The organism is Pseudomonas sp. B21-019 (assembly GCF_024749225.1).
Taxonomy (GTDB): Bacteria; Pseudomonadota; Gammaproteobacteria; order Pseudomonadales; family Pseudomonadaceae; genus Aquipseudomonas.
This window is the reverse complement of the sequence record NZ_CP087193.1, coordinates 1,775,467-1,791,765: the sequence shown is the minus strand read 5'-3', so window position 1 is coordinate 1,791,765 and position 16,299 is coordinate 1,775,467. Positions and strand designations below refer to the sequence as shown.

The 16,299-nt window shown below is 52.7% G+C and carries 15 protein-coding genes; 6 read left to right on the top strand and 9 right to left on the bottom strand.

Features of this window, described 5'->3' with window-relative positions; translation table 11 throughout:
• Nucleotides 1-34: 34 nt before the first annotated feature.
• Nucleotides 35-202: a DUF2897 family protein gene (locus LOY36_RS08015; RefSeq protein WP_008006000.1), complete on the top strand. Its 168-nt coding sequence runs from the start codon at nt 35-37 to the stop codon at nt 200-202.
• 99 nt (nt 203-301) lie between these two features.
• Here the strand turns inward: LOY36_RS08015 and LOY36_RS08010 are convergent, their stop codons facing one another.
• From LOY36_RS08010 to LOY36_RS07975, 8 genes are all read right to left on the bottom strand, one after another.
• Nucleotides 302-1,153, bottom strand: coding sequence for a DUF1989 domain-containing protein (locus tag LOY36_RS08010; RefSeq protein WP_258672871.1), 852 nt, complete (start codon nt 1,151-1,153; stop codon nt 302-304).
• 16 nt (nt 1,154-1,169) lie between these two features.
• Nucleotides 1,170-1,823 carry a GntR family transcriptional regulator gene (locus LOY36_RS08005; protein ID WP_258672870.1) on the bottom strand — a complete coding sequence of 218 codons (654 nt, stop codon included), beginning with the start codon at nt 1,821-1,823 and terminating at the stop codon, nt 1,170-1,172.
• Between the two features lie 78 nt (nt 1,824-1,901).
• The gene (gene fabF, locus LOY36_RS08000) at nt 1,902-3,176 is read right to left on the bottom strand and encodes a beta-ketoacyl-ACP synthase II (protein ID WP_258672869.1); all 1,275 of its coding nucleotides are present in this window, start codon (nt 3,174-3,176) and stop codon (nt 1,902-1,904) included.
• 31 nt (nt 3,177-3,207) lie between these two features.
• On the bottom strand, nt 3,208-4,002 hold the full coding sequence (locus tag LOY36_RS07995; RefSeq protein WP_258672868.1) for an SDR family oxidoreductase: 795 nt from the start codon (nt 4,000-4,002) through the stop codon (nt 3,208-3,210).
• A gap of 193 nt (nt 4,003-4,195) precedes the next feature.
• Complete coding sequence (locus LOY36_RS07990; RefSeq protein WP_019650523.1) at nt 4,196-4,531, bottom strand: helix-hairpin-helix domain-containing protein; 336 nt, start codon at nt 4,529-4,531, stop codon at nt 4,196-4,198.
• A gap of 113 nt (nt 4,532-4,644) precedes the next feature.
• Complete coding sequence (locus LOY36_RS07985; RefSeq protein ID WP_033047119.1) at nt 4,645-6,639, bottom strand: nucleoside-diphosphate sugar epimerase/dehydratase; 1,995 nt, start codon at nt 6,637-6,639, stop codon at nt 4,645-4,647.
• A gap of 115 nt (nt 6,640-6,754) precedes the next feature.
• Complete coding sequence (locus LOY36_RS07980; protein ID WP_019650521.1) at nt 6,755-7,777, bottom strand: glycosyltransferase family 4 protein; 1,023 nt, start codon at nt 7,775-7,777, stop codon at nt 6,755-6,757.
• Complete coding sequence (locus tag LOY36_RS07975; RefSeq protein ID WP_258672867.1) at nt 7,774-8,787, bottom strand: SDR family oxidoreductase; 1,014 nt, start codon at nt 8,785-8,787, stop codon at nt 7,774-7,776. The genes LOY36_RS07980 and LOY36_RS07975 overlap by 4 nt, the downstream gene beginning before the upstream one ends.
• A gap of 279 nt (nt 8,788-9,066) precedes the next feature.
• Between LOY36_RS07975 and LOY36_RS07970 the strand changes: the two genes are divergently transcribed.
• The 5 genes from LOY36_RS07970 to LOY36_RS07940 are packed head-to-tail and all read left to right on the top strand — an operon-like array spanning nt 9,067 to nt 14,665.
• The gene (locus LOY36_RS07970) at nt 9,067-10,164 is read left to right on the top strand and encodes a DegT/DnrJ/EryC1/StrS aminotransferase family protein (protein WP_258672866.1); all 1,098 of its coding nucleotides are present in this window, start codon (nt 9,067-9,069) and stop codon (nt 10,162-10,164) included.
• Nucleotides 10,161-11,108 (top strand): glycosyltransferase family 2 protein, encoded by a 948-nt coding sequence (locus tag LOY36_RS07965; protein ID WP_018929828.1) that lies wholly within the window; start codon nt 10,161-10,163, stop codon nt 11,106-11,108. The genes LOY36_RS07970 and LOY36_RS07965 overlap by 4 nt, the downstream gene beginning before the upstream one ends.
• Complete coding sequence (locus tag LOY36_RS28975) at nt 11,101-12,054, top strand: WxcM-like domain-containing protein (protein WP_309475232.1); 954 nt, start codon at nt 11,101-11,103, stop codon at nt 12,052-12,054. Before LOY36_RS07965 ends, LOY36_RS28975 begins: the two co-directional genes overlap by 8 nt.
• Nucleotides 12,054-12,467 carry a GtrA family protein gene (locus tag LOY36_RS07945; protein WP_258672865.1) on the top strand — a complete coding sequence of 138 codons (414 nt, stop codon included), beginning with the start codon at nt 12,054-12,056 and terminating at the stop codon, nt 12,465-12,467. The genes LOY36_RS28975 and LOY36_RS07945 overlap by 1 nt, the downstream gene beginning before the upstream one ends.
• A gap of 5 nt (nt 12,468-12,472) precedes the next feature.
• Nucleotides 12,473-14,665 (top strand): glucosyltransferase domain-containing protein, encoded by a 2,193-nt coding sequence (locus tag LOY36_RS07940; protein WP_258672864.1) that lies wholly within the window; start codon nt 12,473-12,475, stop codon nt 14,663-14,665.
• 402 nt (nt 14,666-15,067) lie between these two features.
• Here LOY36_RS07940 and LOY36_RS07935 read toward each other — a convergent pair whose 3' ends face one another.
• The gene (locus LOY36_RS07935; protein WP_258672863.1) at nt 15,068-16,189 is read right to left on the bottom strand and encodes an acyltransferase; all 1,122 of its coding nucleotides are present in this window, start codon (nt 16,187-16,189) and stop codon (nt 15,068-15,070) included.
• Nucleotides 16,190-16,299: the final 110 nt, after the last annotated feature.

Genomic DNA, 16,299 nt, shown 5'->3' with positions numbered 1-16,299 from the left:
CTTGTCCACCGGTCTGCCCTTAAGGAGAACGCCTATGCCCTGGTATGCCTGGTTGATTCTGATCGTTGCCATCGGCTCGATCGTTGGCGGTTTGATGATGCTGCGCGACACCGCCAACAAGGTCGAATTGACTGAAGAGCAACGTAAGCGCGTCGCCGAACGCAATGCTGAAGCGGATGCCAAGGATGCGCAGGACCGCTAGATCAAAGATCAAAAGATCGCAGCCTTCGGCAGCTCCTACGCGGGATATGCGTTCCCCCTGTAGGAGCTGCCGAAGGCTGCGATCTTTTTGCTTTTGCCCTTACTTTTCCCAAGCCGCCTTGGCAATGTGTAAGCCATGCAACCCTTTGTAAGCCGCACGCTCCGGCGAGCTCCAGCCCTCAAGCAACGAATCCTCCAACCGATAAATCTCCACTCCCAGCGGGCGACAGACGCTCAACGGATCCTGCGCATCCGGCCCCCACATGGCCAGCGACAGATCGCCACCCGGGCAGGTCGATAGCGCACACAAAAGATCAATCTCGGCAAAGAACTCCAGATAGTCGCCCTTCTGCGCCGGGCAGGCTTTCATGAAATACAGGTCGTCGTGGTTCAGGCCGGTGCACTGGAAAATGTTCAACACGTCATGCACATCGAACTCGGTCAGGCCATGGGGCAATACGGCGCGAGTCAGGTTGGAGTGGCAGTGATGATGGAAGTCTTCGCCGGTAAGCATTTTGTTCACATAAGGATCGCAGCGCGTTCCCAGCAGATCGTGCAGACGCCCGCCGTGTTCGTCGATGCCATAACCGGCCAGGCTGTCGTCGGTAATGGTCACCAGCGGCCGTAAAAATGGCAGGTTCGACCAGAGCCGGTCATGGGTGCTGACATGGGCGCCTTGCAACTGCCGGGTTCGCGCCGCCCACAAGCGCTCGCGTGGATCGTGGGCATTCCAGACGTTGAAATCCCCGACTTGCGGGCCGACAGGGGTCGTGACCCTGAACACATGCCCGGCCGGCACATTCCAGGCGCGACCGGTGCGGATCGGCACTTCGAACTGCTCGATCAGCGTGCGCCCCTCTTTCTGGTCGCGGATCCGTTCATAGAAGGCTGTGTCCACCTGCAAGGCCGAGCCTTTGCTGACTTGATAGGCCGCCGGATAGTCTTTGTACATGGCACAAAATCCTCGATCAGTGATGGGAAGAAGGGGCAAGCATCTGCAACAGGAGGTGTTCGGAATCGTCGAGATAACGGCTCATGGCGTCGCCGGCCGCGCGTTTGTCGCCGTCGGCCAGCAACTCATGTATCTGCCGGTCACGCGCCAGCCAGGGCGCCTGAAAACGTGATTCATCGGGGGCGGTGCAAAACACCAGGCGCAGTTGCGCGACGACGTTGGTGAAGAACTCATCGAACAACGGACTGCGCAGCAATCCGACGATGTGTTGATGAAAGGCCAGGCTGTGGGTGCCGACGGCGCGCCAGTCCTCACGCTCCCGGGCCAGTTCGGTGGCCTCCAGGGCTTCGAGCATCCGGTCGGATTGATACTCACGCAATGGCTGGCTGGCGCTGATGGCTTGCAGTTCCAGGGTACGCCGAACCTTGAACAGATCGCGCACATCGTCGACACCCAGCCTGCGCACCATCACGCCCTTGTTGCGGACATAGCGGGTCAGCCCTTCTTGCCCCAGACGGTGCAACGCCTCGCGAATGGTGTTGCGCGAGGCGTTGTAAGCCGACACCAGATCGTTTTCCACCAGCGCCATGCCGGGCAGCAAACGACCGCCGATGATGTCAGCGCGCAATTCCAATGTGATGTGATCGGCCAGGGACAGTCCGCTGCTCATACTCAACGCCTCGTGATTGTTCAACAATCGTCAGCGAATGAGTAATCACTATTCGTGCCATCACCTGCCTGTCGTGAACTAATCCTCCCAGTATTTGAACAACACGCTGGCGTTCACCCCGCCAAATCCAAAGCCGTTGGACATCGCGTAGTCGATGGTCCATGGCCGTGCCTGGCCATGGACGATGTCCACGCCTTCGGTAGCCGGATCCGGGTTATCGAAGTTGAGCGTGGCCGGCACCACCTGATCGCGCAGTGCCAACAGGGTAAAGATCGCCTCGACTCCGCCTGCGGCGCCGAGCAGATGCCCGGTGGCGGACTTGGTCGACGTCACCGCGATCTTGTTGTCCGAGCCGAACAACGACTTGATGGCCGCCAACTCTCCCAAATCGCCAACCGGTGTCGAGGTGGCGTGCGCGTTCAGATGCTGCACCTGTGCCGGCGAAATGCCTGCCTGAGCCAACGCCAGCGACATTGCCCGACGCGCACCGCTGCCATCCTCCGGCCCCGCAGTCAGATGATAGGCATCGGCGCTGGTGCCGTAACCAACCAGCTCGGCCAATGGTTGAGCGCCGCGTGCCAGGGCATGTTCCAGGGATTCGATCACCAGCAGGCCCGAACCCTCGCCCATCACGAAGCCATCGCGACCACTGTCGAACGGCCGCGAGGCGCGCTCCGGGGTGTCGTTATAACCGCTGGACAAGGCCCGCGCCGCGGCGAACCCGGCGAGGCTGACGCGATCGATCGCCGCCTCCGCGCCGCCACACACCGCAATGTCCGCCTCACCGCAGCGAATCAGCCGCGCCGCGTCACCAATCGCCTGAACCCCGGCCGCGCACGCTGTTACCGGAGCCCCCAAAGGCCCCTTGAAACCGTGCTGGATCGACACATGGCCCGCGGCGAGGTTGACCAGAAACGAAGGAATGGTGAACGGCGACAACCGTCGCGGACCACGGCTGTCGGTGGTGCGCACCGCATCGGCAATCGCGCCGAAACCACCCACGCCCGAGCCGATAATAGTAGCCGTGCGCTCCTGGGCATTGGCGTCGAGCGCTTGCCAACCGGCCTGCTCCACTGCCTGACGCGCCGCCTCCATGGCGAACACAATGAAGCGGTCCATCTTCTTCTGCTCTTTGGGCGGCGTCGCCCGCTCCGGGTCAAAACCCGCCTCGGGATCTTCCGCCAAGGTCGGCACCGCGCCACCGACCGTGGTCGACAGACCGGCAACCACCTCATCCGGCAACGTCCGCAACCCGGAGCGCCCGGCCAACAAACGCGCCCAAACCGCTTCGACACCGCTACCCAACGGAGACACCAGGCCCATGCCCGTGACTACCACCCGACGATTACTCATAGCGCAAATACCTCAGTCGATTCATGGCGCCTCACTTGTAACGCGCGGCGGCAATGCTTCTGGACAGATTCGGCGCCATCGCATGACGCGCCGCCACAAAGGATTCCCACTCCGAGAGATTCGGCAAGGAAGGAATGGTGATGAGCTCACCCTGATCCAGACCCGACAACGCCGCGTCGACCATCTCTCCCGCGTCCATGATCATGTCCTCCGGAATCTGGGACGCATCAATACCTGAGCGCTCCAAAATCTCGGTGCGTGTCACTCCCGGCAATACCGCTTGCACCTGAACCCCGGTGCCTTGCAGCTCAGTACTCAACGACTGAGTCAGGCTCAATACATAAGCCTTGCTCGCGCTGTACGTCGCGTTGAACCGCTCAGGAAACAACGCCACCACCGACGCAATATTGATAATCGTCCCACGACCGGCCTTGATAAAACCGGCTGCCGCCGCCGAAGCCAACCGCGTCACCGTGGTGACGTTCAACTGAATCAAGCGCTCCATCTGATCCATGTCGGCGTTGGCCAACAAACCATCCGCCGCGATACCGGCGTTGTTCAACAATAGGCTGATGCTTGAATCGCTGCGCAGACGCTGCTCAATCTTCAAAACATCATCCTTTTGCGTCAGATCCGCCTTGAGCACCTCAACCTGAACACCATGCTCCGCGCGCAATTTGCTCGCGGCAGCCTCGAGTCGTTCCTGATCACGGGCGACCAGCAATAAATCAAAACCACGCGCCGCCAGCCGTTGCGCGTAAACCGCACCGATGCCGGAAGAAGCGCCGGTGACAAGGGCCGTACCTTGGGTCTGGACAGAATTCATGACAGTGCTCCTGGGTGGATGCTTAAGGGAAGACGAACGTTTCAGCGAACGACGGATTTATTATAGGCATAATTTTATCGCCATATGATAGCCGTAATTTTTTGCATCCCGATAAAAGGTGCCAGATAGCCCTCTGCAGCAATAAGCAAAAAAGGCCGGTCAATGACCGGCCTCCTGGTGTGGATTTACAAGCTTAGTTCACTTCCAGCTTCTCGCGATTCCTGTCCAGAATGGCTTTGCCGATACCCTTCACTTCCAGCAGTTCGTCTACCGACGAAAATGGCCCATTACTCTCACGATAAGCAACAATCGCCTTGGCCTTCGCCTCACCGATCCCGGACAACTCCCGTTGCAGGGTTGGCGCATCGGCCCCATTCAGATCGACCTTAGCGGTTTGAGGCTTGGCGGCAGCGTCCAGCATCAACGGTGCCTTGGCAGCCTCTGGCGCAGCCATCGGCGCAGCGATGGCCGCAATAGAGGCGCTGGTGAGCAGGGCAAAAACCAGAGAGTAGAAATAGCCAGTACGCATAAATGAAGCTCCATGACATCGATTGGAAGAAGCAGCTTTTCCGAAGCTGCCTCCCAAACTTAGGCGATGTGATGGAGCTGTCAAAAGTGTGTCCGTTACAGGATGTGAAACAATCAGGGCTCGAGGCGGCGTTGCTGGTGAATCCAGTCGACGATCTCGCCGTCGGGCGTGTAGCCGCTGACCGTTTCGCGTAGAAGTTGACGGACGCGGGAGTAATCATCCTGTTCGACGGCAAGCAGCAACTCGCTCAAACGCCCCTTGAGCACGTCCCAGGGCAAATGGTCTTCGTTGGCGGTCATGATCATCGGATGTGGCGTCGCGGCAACGTTATCGCCGATCAGCAACTCTTCGTAGAGCTTCTCCCCCGGACGCAGGCCCGTAAACTCGATCGAGATATCGCCCTGGGGATTTCGCTCGGAACGGATGCTCAAGCCGGACAAGTGAATCATCTTCTCCGCCAACTCGACGATTTTTACCGGTTCGCCCATGTCCAGCACGAACACATCGCCGCCCTGCCCCATGGAGCCGGCCTGAATCACCAATTGCGCGGCTTCGGGGATCGTCATGAAGTAGCGGGTGATTTTCGGGTGCGTGACGGTCAGCGGGCCGCCGGATTTGATCTGGCTGTGGAACAGCGGGATCACCGAACCGGAAGAGCCCAATACATTACCGAAGCGCACCATGGTGAAACGGGTCTTGTTAACGCGCGATACATTGGCTTTATCGCCGAACAGCACAGGGGCAATTTCACGGCTCAGGGCTTGAAGCGTCAACTCAGCCAAACGCTTGGTGCTGCCCATGATGTTGGTCGGACGTACGGCCTTGTCAGTGGAGATCAGCACGAAGTTGGCGACCCCCGACTGCAACGCAGCCTGAGCCGTATTCAGGGTTCCGATTACGTTATTCAGCACGCCCTCGGCAATGTTGTGCTCGACCATTGGCACATGCTTGTAGGCAGCGGCGTGATAGACGGTGTCCACCCCCCAGGTCTTCATCACATCGAGCAGTTTGTGCGGGTGACGGATGGAACCAAGGATCGGTAGCAATTTGACCGAGACCGACTCACGGCAGGCGCGCTGCTCCAATTCCGACAGGATGCTGTAAAGATTGAATTCACTGTGTTCAAAAAGCAGAAGCGTGGTCGGGCCGAGCGAGAAAATCTGTCGGCACAGCTCCGATCCGATCGAGCCACCGGCGCCCGTGACCATCACGGTCTTGCCTTTGATACAGCGCTCCAGCAAATCGGCCTGGGCTGGCACGGCATCACGGCCCAGCAAGTCAGCGATATCCACTTCCTGAATGTCTTCAACCTTGACCCGACCGCTGGCCAGATCGGTGAAGTTCGGGACGCTTCGCACATGGAGGGGGTAGGCTTCCAGCAGATTGAGAATTTCCCTGCGTCGTGCGCGGGTGGATGACGGTAGGGCCAGGAGAATTTCCTGCGCTCCTGTTTCATCGATCATCTGTTGAATGTGTTTGGGTTTGTAGACCTGGAGGCCGGCGATCGATCGATCCGCAATACTTGGGTCATCATCGATGAACGCCACGGGACGCATGACCCGGCCCATGCGAAGTGCGGCAACAAGCTGATTGCCGGCTACGCCGGCGCCGTAGATCGCGACTTTGGTGAGACCGTTATCGCGATTGGTAAACGGCACATGGTGAGCGCCAGCGAACCAGTCGCCCATGAAATATTGGCGCATACACAGGCGCAGGCCGCCTATGATCACGAGGCTGAGCCACCAGTAGTTGAAGACGATTGAGCGCGGTACTACTGTTTCGTGATTGCTGTACCAATACACAGCGACAGCGAGAATAAGCGATGAAAGGCTGACCGCCTTGATAATGGCGATAAGCGCGTCATTACCGAAATAACGCATGACGGCACGGTACATGCCGAAACGTATGAACAAGGGAATAGCGATGACGGGCGCGCAGACAAAAAGCCAAAAGTGGACCCGCAAGGGGTTGTACATATCGTCAAGGCCCAGACGCACGATAAATGCCAACCACAAGGCAATCCAGACCAGCAGGATGTCCGTAGCGACCTGTATCAACCTTTTTCGACGCCGGGGCAGCCCAACCAGGTACGCTCTGATTTTATCCATCAACCCTTCAAACACCTTAGTTTCCTCCTCTCAGCAGCCCCTTCACCGTGGTGAAACCTCAAAGGTGCGTCGCGATCACTCTAGACTCAAATGACAGAGTAGATACTGCTTAGTTCTATACCGCTGGATCTTCCAGATTTCCGGCGCGAAATTTCATTGCCAGCGCGATCAATGGCACATAAGCCAAAATGACTCCCAAAGCGCCATCCAGACCAAAACGTGTCACGCACAAGGCTATCGGCAACAGCCAGAACAAATTGATCACGCCAACAGCGATGGTTACCGGTAAATGCTTGCGAAAACGACGTGAGGCGAACTGGTAGGCGTGGCTGCGGTGGGCTTCATAGACTTTGTCTCCTCTTAACAGGCGGCGAAACAGAGTGAATGTTGCATCAACGATGAACACCCCTAGCAAAATGAGCCAAGCCCATAGCATCGGCGCACTCACCCATGCTGCCTGCAGAGACAGCCCACCCAGCACAATGCCGAGAAATCCACTGCCGGCATCGCCCATGAAAATCTTCGCGGGTGGGAAATTCCAATAAAGGAAACCTGCCACAGAAGCGGCGAGAAACAATGTTCCCCACATCAGACTTTCCAGACCTGCCAACCAATACAGCAGACAGGCCCCCAGGCAGGCACTAATGGCTTCTACGCTGGCAATGCCATCGATTCCGTCCATGAAATTGTAGAGATTGAGTAACCACACCAGATAAAAAGCGGCCAGCACATGACCTGCCCAGCCCATATCGACATGGGCGCCAAACAATTCGACGGGGGGTAGCCCCCCCATCCAGCCCAGCAGCCAGACTGCCGCTGCAAAATGCCCCAACAAACGCCAACGTGCGGCGATATGTCCGTGGTCGTCCATAAAGCCAATCAACGCTACCGAGAGCCCTGCCCCTGCACTCGCGACAAAGGCAGATGGTGTAATCAGTCCTGCGGCGTACAGAAACATCAACGACACAATGAAAGCGACGACAATTGCGACGCCACCACCACGCGGTGTTGCAACAACGTGAGAGCTACGGGCGTTCGGAACATCCATCAAACTTCGAGAAATCGCGTACTTGCGTAACGCCGCCGTCAGCAAAAAGGAAATACAGACAGCCACCGGAATAAACCACGCATAACTCATTTTTGGCGAGACTCCAGAAAATGCTGTGCCGTCAATTTCAATCCATCATCCAGACTTGCTGGTGGACACCAGCCCAGCAACTCCTTGTTTTTCTGGATATCAACCTGCAATGAGCCGAAAAGCCGTTGAGCCACCGCGCGCCGTCCCAATAAGCCAGCCAGGAACACCAACGCCCCTGAAGGAATGGGGACAAGCCAGGTTCTCGCCCCCAAACAGGTGACAAGGCGCCGCATCAGCTGGGTCGTCGAAACATCACTATCATCGCTTGCCAGAAAGACCTGATTCGCTGCGCGGGGATGATCGACACACGTATTGATCAGATCAACGACATTCTCCAGTGACACAAGGCTTCGGTGATTGTTCACTGCCCCGAATGGTAGTGGAATGCCTTTGATCAACCATCGCATCATTTGCTGAAAGTTCGCACCTACACCTGCACCGTAAATAAGTACTGGACGGATAATTACAACTTCAATGGCTCCTGCATTGGCCAGTTGCATGAGTTGTTGTTCTGCTTCGCACTTGGAAATCGCATAGGAATCCAAAGGCAATGGAATATCATCTGCCGAGAACGCACGTCCTGGCGCAGTACTTTCCCCATTAACCTTGATAGAACTGATAAAGATAAATCTTTTAACACCAGACTGTATGGCCTGGCGCGCCAGATTTAGTGTCCCTTCTACATTGATCGCACGAAACTTTTCCAGTGATTGTTCCGGGTCCTCATGCATCACGTGCACCCGGGCCGCCGAATGCACAACCACATCCACACCAGAGAGAGACTGAGCCCAGTTGGTGGCTCGATCTATATTCGATATATAAATTTTTTCTACTTCGTCAGGTAACTTGCTATTCAAATTTCTGAGCGGAGCCACAACCGATGTTTCCGGCAAAGTGCAGAAACGCCTCACCAGCGCGCCTCCCAGAAACCCTGTCGCACCGGTCACGAGTATTTTTTTTGACATTTCAAACCGATTCAAAAAATTGATAGCAATGGAATAATCTACCACGAAAATGCTTCATTTTGAGCGTTGAATTGGCGTGTTAGAGCCCTGCCCTCCTTCTGACCGCTTGGCCTCTGGTCCGTAGATGAGGAAATACAATCGGATTCAAGGCGAATTTCCATCACACAGGTTGGAGCAAACACCCGAGAGAGATAGAATCCCACCAATTTTGACCAAAAGCTCTATGAGTAGAGCCCGAGGCGCCTCGCCAAGATGAATGGCGTCAGCAAGCGATTCAAAATAAACACTAAATTCAACAGGCTAGGCCTCGAAGGGAGCACATCGATGCAGCAAATCAATAATCTCAGCGCGAAAATCGCCAAATACCGAGATCAGATCGATGCATCCATCCAACGCGTGGTGTCCAGCGGATGGGTTGTGCTGGGGCCCGAGGTCAAACGCTTTGAAGCGTCCTTTGCCCAATACCTGGGCGCCGACCACTGCATAACCGTCGCCAATGGCACCGATGCAATCGAATTGGCCCTCAAGGCTCTGGGTGTAGAAAAAGGTGACGTTGTCGCCACGGTTGCCAATGCCGGCATGTATACAACCACTTCTGTTCTGTCCATCGGTGCCGTACCCACCTTCATGGACGTCGATCTCGAAACCCAGGTCGTGACCCTCGCGGAAGTGAAACGCGCCGTGGAATCGGGAGCCAAAGCTGTCGTCGTGACGCATCTTTATGGCCTGGCCATCCCGGAGATCCAGGAGATTGCAGTTTTCTGTGCAAACAAAGGCATTGTGCTCCTGGAAGATTGCGCACAAGCACACGGTGCCAGCATGCATGGCAAACGCGTAGGTACATTCGGGGACGCCTCGAGCTTCAGTTTCTACCCGACAAAAAACCTCGGAGCCCTGGGCGACGGTGGCGCAGTCGTCACCAACTCGGCTGAGATTGCGCAACGAGTCGCACAGTTGCGTCAATACGGATGGTCCTCCAAATATTGCGTAGAGTTGGGCGGAGCCAGAAACAGTCGCCTGGACGAAATGCAAGCAGCCATTCTCTCCGAGTTTCTGCCCCATCTTGATCAGGGCAATGCGCGACGTCATGAGATTGCCGAACGTTATCGCAACGAAATCAATCAACCCGACATTGTTCATCCGCAAGGAACAAGTGATGCCTGGGTTGCTCACCTGTATGTCATCAAGAGCCAGAAACGTGATGCGCTGCAGCAACATCTGCGTAGCCTGGAAATCGCGTCTGAGGTTCACTACCCGATTCCTGACTACAAACAACCTGTATTCAAGAATGTGAACGCTGACTGCCACCTGGCCAACACCGAGCGTTTGGCAAAAGAGATTCTGACACTGCCATGCTACCCAGAAATGGAAGAGCATGAAGTCAGTGCCGTGATCACAGCCGTCAATGGATGGGCGGCATGACCTACTCGATCATCATCCCGGTTTACAAAAACGCAGAATCCATTCCACGCTTGATTCAGGCACTCAGTGAAATCAACGAGAGCCTGAACAACGAGGTAGAGGCGGTTTTTGTCGTCGATGGCAGCCCGGATGCATCGTTTGAGTTGATTCAAAAAGAACTGCCAAACCTGCCTTTTGCAGCGCAGCTATTGGCCCATTCGAGGAATTTCGGTTCATTCCCAGCGATTCGAACGGGCCTCATGGCAGCAACCGGAAAATACTTCGGTGTCATGGCTGCCGACCTTCAGGAACCACCGGAGTTGCTGATCAGCTTCTTTCACTCACTTTCAAATAATGAGTGTGACGTTGCCATCGGTACCCGCAACGCCCGTAAAGACCCGCTTTTTAGCCGAATGGCCTCTTCAATGTTCTGGGGGCTTTACAGAAAGCTGGTCGTCCACGATATGCCCAAGGGCGGCGTAGATATCTTTGGCTGCAATAACGCGTTCAAAGAGCAACTTCTGAAGCTTGAAGAATCTCGCTCGTCATTGATCGCATTAATATTCTGGCTCGGTTTCAGAAGAAAATTCGTCGACTACGATCGCCAGGTTCGCCAGGAAGGCAAGTCAGCCTGGACGTTCAAGAAGAAGCTCGAATACATGATGGACAGCGTCTTCGCTTTCACTGACTACCCTATTCGTTTATTGGTCAAAATGGGCGCGATAGGCTCATTAGTGTCAGCGGCAATAGGCCTGATGGTCATCATTGCAAAAATTCACGGCACCATCGCAGTACCAGGCTACGCCGCCACTATGGTCGTGGTCCTGCTGCTGGGCACCTTGAATCTTCTGGGTCTGGGTCTTGTAGGTACCTATGCCTGGCGAGCGTATGAGAACACCAAACAGCGACCGTTGGCAGTCGTGAGCATACAGTTGAACAACCGAGAGCAAATCCGTCATGTCTAACCCGACGATCCACCCTAGCGCAGATGTCAAAAGTAACAACATCGGCCAAAACACACGTGTTTGGCAGTATGTTGTAGTTTTTCCTGAAGCGGTGATCGGCACGGATGTGAACATCTGCTCTCACTGCCTGATTGAAAATGATGTTGTTATCGGCGACAGAACGACGATCAAGTCGGGTGTTTATCTTTGGGATGGCCTGAGGGTTGGTAATGATGTGTTCATTGGCCCAAACGTCACCTTCACCAATGACAAGTTTCCACGCTCCAAGGTCTACCCGGAAGCATTTCTGCCAACCGTGATACACGACAAGGCCTCGATCGGCGGCGGCGCCGTCATCCTCCCTGGCGTCACCATCGGTATGGGGGCAATGGTTGGAGCGGGCGCAGTGGTCACCAAATCCGTGCCTCCGTATGCGATCGTGACAGGGTCACCGGCGCGGATTACCGGATATGTAGAGAATTCAGCGGCAAGCGACAACAGCGAAAAACCGAAACTCGTTGAAAATGCAAAGTCGCAAGAAGGAATTACAAGAGTTGGTGTGGGCGACGTCACCATACACAACTTCAAATACGTTGCGGACATGCGGGGCGATTTGTCAGTAGGCGAATTCGAAAAGGAAATCCCTTTTATTCCGAAGCGCTATTTCCTGGTGTTCAATGTACCCAACCAAAAAACCCGCGGTGAGCATGCTCATCACAACTGCCATCAGTTCCTCATCTGCGTGAAAGGGAGTTGCGCCGTCGTGGTAGATGATGGTCAAAACCGCGCGGAAGTAATGCTCGACGCACCGAACAAAGGGATTTATTTGCCACCTTTGATCTGGGGCATTCAGTACAAATATTCCGAAGATGCAGTACTGCTGGTATTCACTTCAGACTACTACGATTCGGCCGACTACATTCGAGACTATTCTGATTTTGTTAAAATAACGGGCTCAAAAAACTAGTGAGCATTACCATCTCTAAAGAAAATATACGTCGATGGGTATCGTTCCTGGCAGGAGGTTGTTTGAACACCCTCCTGACCTATGGAATCTATTTACTACTGAACATGCATATAAGCTATCAAAAATCTTACGTCATCGCTTACATAACCGGGATCCTATTCTCGTACCTGTTTAACGCACACATTGTTTTCAATGTGAAAAAATCATGGAAAGGCTTGATGGCCTATCCAATTGTGTATTTGCTCCAGTATATGTTATCCGCCTTAATGCTTAGCCTTATGGTGGAAAGGCTAGGAATACCCAAAGAAATAGCACCGCTTTTGATAATTGTACTGCTTCTGCCTGTAACCTACTTGCTTAGCAAAACAATACTTAAAGCTACAGATCAGCCCAAGGCAGGAATGGATCAGTAAAGCAAATGACAAACCTGACAAAGCAAAGCTTATCCCAAAATTTTTCCCCGTCGCGCTCTTGTATCGGGATAAAGTCTTGGATGGCGCACATCTTACCAGTTGCTATTTTGGTCTTGGCGTTGTGGGTACCGTACGGATTTTCGCTGATCGGCTTGATAGAAGAGTGGGGATTGCTAGGGTCGTTTACAACTCATGGACTGTTCTTTGTAACTGACACTACCAGCCCACTGGCTGCACATGCGCTACGCCCACTAACGATTCTTCCTCAAGCCATCGCTTACTATTTAGACCCCTATTCTTTCAAGTATTGGAATGTGCTCCTTGCACTCTCACTCTGCGTAAAAGGCTCAAGCCTGAGTTACATAATAAGCCATATTACCGGCTCATTAAAATGGGGAGTGATTGCAGGCCTGCTGATCATAATTTATCCAGCCGACACTATGCAATTATCGTTCAGAGCGCTCCACATAAACTGGGCGCTTAGTTCGGTACTGCTTGGAACCTCGATATTCATAGCCGCTTTGCAAGCGACATCGAGAATCACATCGTATTTATTGAGTATCGCGTCAGCAATACTATTACTGGCTTCCTGCGCGATGTATGAAGCGTCACTATTACTGACTGCACTACCACTTTTAACAATATTCATAAAATCAGATTTAAAATCAGTTATCCTCCAAGTACGCCAACACATATGGAAGCATCTGATTTGGTTTGTGGGTGCATTTTCGTACATTGCTTACGCTATCCATACGGCACCACTCGTTAACAGTTATCAGAGTGGTATCGCTGGCAGCACCAGTATTATTACCACGATCAGGCATGCACTTCCAAACCTGTTCTCGATAGGCTTGCTGAGAACAACCCTGGGGGGATGGTATGATGCAACAAGAATAACTGCCGCGGAGTTCAGCTCCTACTGGTATGCCATAAGCATAGTGCTTATATTATTTATCGCGTCTTTTCTTTTACTTTCCAATTACAGAAAAAGCCAGCCCGCAGAAGCCGATATTTACTCGCCAGTCATTATCCGCATGTTAATTGCTGGCGTCACTTTGGTACTGCTAGGGTATGCCCCTTTTCTACTCTCGGTATCACATCAAGCGATAAGCCAACGTACGTTCTTGTTCGCGACACCAGGCGGTGTGTTTGTGACGCTCGCCATACTTATTGGCATTGGCAAAGCCAGCAAAAATCTGGCAGCACTTGGCGTAGCCCTATTCGTTTTTATCGGCCTCTCAAGCCAACTATATCAATTCCACCACTATGTAAAAATATCGGATAGACAGCGCAATATTCTAAAGAATATCGTCGAAAATTTTGACGGTGAAACCAACAACAAAACACTAGTAATCGTCGACAAAACAAACCAGCTCAATAACACCTGGATGTTTATAAACGAAAACTTACAGGCCACTCTTAATTATATTTACGGGCATCCATTTAATTCAATGGAGGTATGCCGCGAAAATGGCAATGAGTGGCAGCATACCGACAGTGTTGGCCGAAAGGGAACCTGTGAAGAAACCGCTAATGAATGGACTTTTCATTACCCAACACCTATAAGTGGTCCAGGTTTCGAACCCACCAAAAGTTTGGAAGACAAAAAGTTAGCCAAATCTCAAGCCGTTACAATCATTGTAAATCCAGATGAAAACTCCGAGGCCAATACAAACCGCGCGAAAATGTTACGCAGTGACCAAAGCCGCACTGGCGCGATCTATCGTGGATTTATCGACAAACCTGACTATCATAATCGCCTGATTGGTTTCACCGACCAGAAATCCGATGAGCATTACTTTTGGGGATTTGGTAACTGGTGGAGTATGGAACTGCCAATAGCGGGCTCTGGTTGGCGCGAAGCTGAATGGAGTGTTAACAAATTTCAGCATAACGCCTCAGCATGGAAAACAAATAAACAGGCATTCCTCGATTTTAAGTTTTCACCTTCATCAGACCGTTATCAGCTGCGCGGAATGTTCGATGTAATCGTCAACCCGGCAATAAAAAAGAGCATGAAAATTGAAGTGAATGGTATCAACATCCCCTTTGAATGGAAGGACGACAACAGCTTTCAGGCTGAACTCGTCAAGAGCCAAATTCGAGACGGAATGAATACAGTCACTTTCATTAGTGACGTTGATGACAATTACTATGGGTTTTCGGGAAGACTTGACTGGATTGAGATAAAAAAATAGCACTAGACCAATACACTTCAGCCTCCTGCCCATCGTAAGTGATGCGCAGGAAGCATCGCGCTGTATTAACGCGACTCTCCTGCAGTATCTGGCTCGCCATCAGCGAGGCACAAAACTTTGGACAAAAGTTTCACAGGAGTCCAGTCTTCACACAGCAGTGGATGCAGATAATCAATCACGCCGGCCAAGTTGCCGGCGTTTTTAGTTACGTGCTAAATGAACACCGCCCCACAAGGGTTCGTCGCATAGCGCCCCATACGCCCCGACCCTCACCTACCAGATCACCGGCAATCTGGAGGATGCTTACCTGGTAATGTCGGGGTAAGAAGCTGCTCACTCATTAGTGAACATGAACAGCTTCCTTTCAATGCGCGTGCATCGCCATAAATTATTCCGCAGTAGTCACGCTACTGCTACGGTCGATTTCTTTTTGCTAAACAATTGCTTGATCGACTTCTGAAGCGGTCTCTCAATAGACAAATGCAACCCAATAGAAATACATGTAACAATCAGCAGAAAAATTGCCAAATGCAGTACTTGATAAATAAGCGATCCCGAAGGATGCGCAGTATATAGTGGGCGCAAGATGGCATGTATTAGATAGAACGCAAATGATGACTCCCCCAACAGTATCATTCTTTTGCCAGAAAACGCCGCCGACACTTTAGATTTTTGATCTATCGCAACTCCCAGGATCACGATAGTGAACAGCGCCGCATAAGCTGCATCCCAGCTAAACGCGGACAAAAAGTTCTTGCTCCATCCCATAAGCACCAGTATCAATAACAATGACGCCGCAACCGCCCTGCTCCAGGTCCGTTGTACTTTGTTGGTCGCTACAAAATGACGCTTGTAATAGATGGCTGCGGCGATACCTAAACAGAAGTCAAATATCCTGGTAGCCGGCATGCGGTATAACCATCTGTGCGCGGAGTCAGGGTTTATTGACGTCAGCTCCGCTCGCCCCGGCATGGAGAAATAGGCTGCAAGACAAAGTTGAGCAGCAAAAGAAAACAGTGCAAAAATCAATAACCTGTTGCGCGACTTTATAACATTTAACTTACTCAGCACCGGTATAAGCAATGGAAATGTTAGATAGAGGAATACTTCAACACTAACACTCCATGCCGGCCCGTTGATCCCAAACGAAAAATAAACATCACTACTCCAGGCTTGCACCCCGACAAGATATGGGAGCAAAGGCGTTTCTAGTCCCGAGTTCATCCAGGGATAAATTATGCAGAGCGCATAAAGAGGATAAATCCGGGCAAACCTGGACACAATGTATTGGTAAGTATTTTTTATAGGATCCGATTCAAATCTATCAAGATAGTTATAAGCAATAATAAAACCAGAAAGTACAAAGAAAAACGTCACACCGCTATAACCTGAGCCTTGGACCCGTAAAGCCCATCCGTTAAGACCCGGAATATTATAGTGTGAAAAAAATACCATTAAGGCTGCAGCAAACCTAAGTCCGGTTAGGGCAGGTATCGCACCTGAACGGTCGGATGAAATCGGCATCATGCACTCCCAAATTTTGAAAAATCTCATCAGAAGTCTGGGCAACAGAATGTAATCGAGTTGCCCACTACTCCTTCCTCTTGCTTACCGTAGCCTCGCAGTTTCACTAG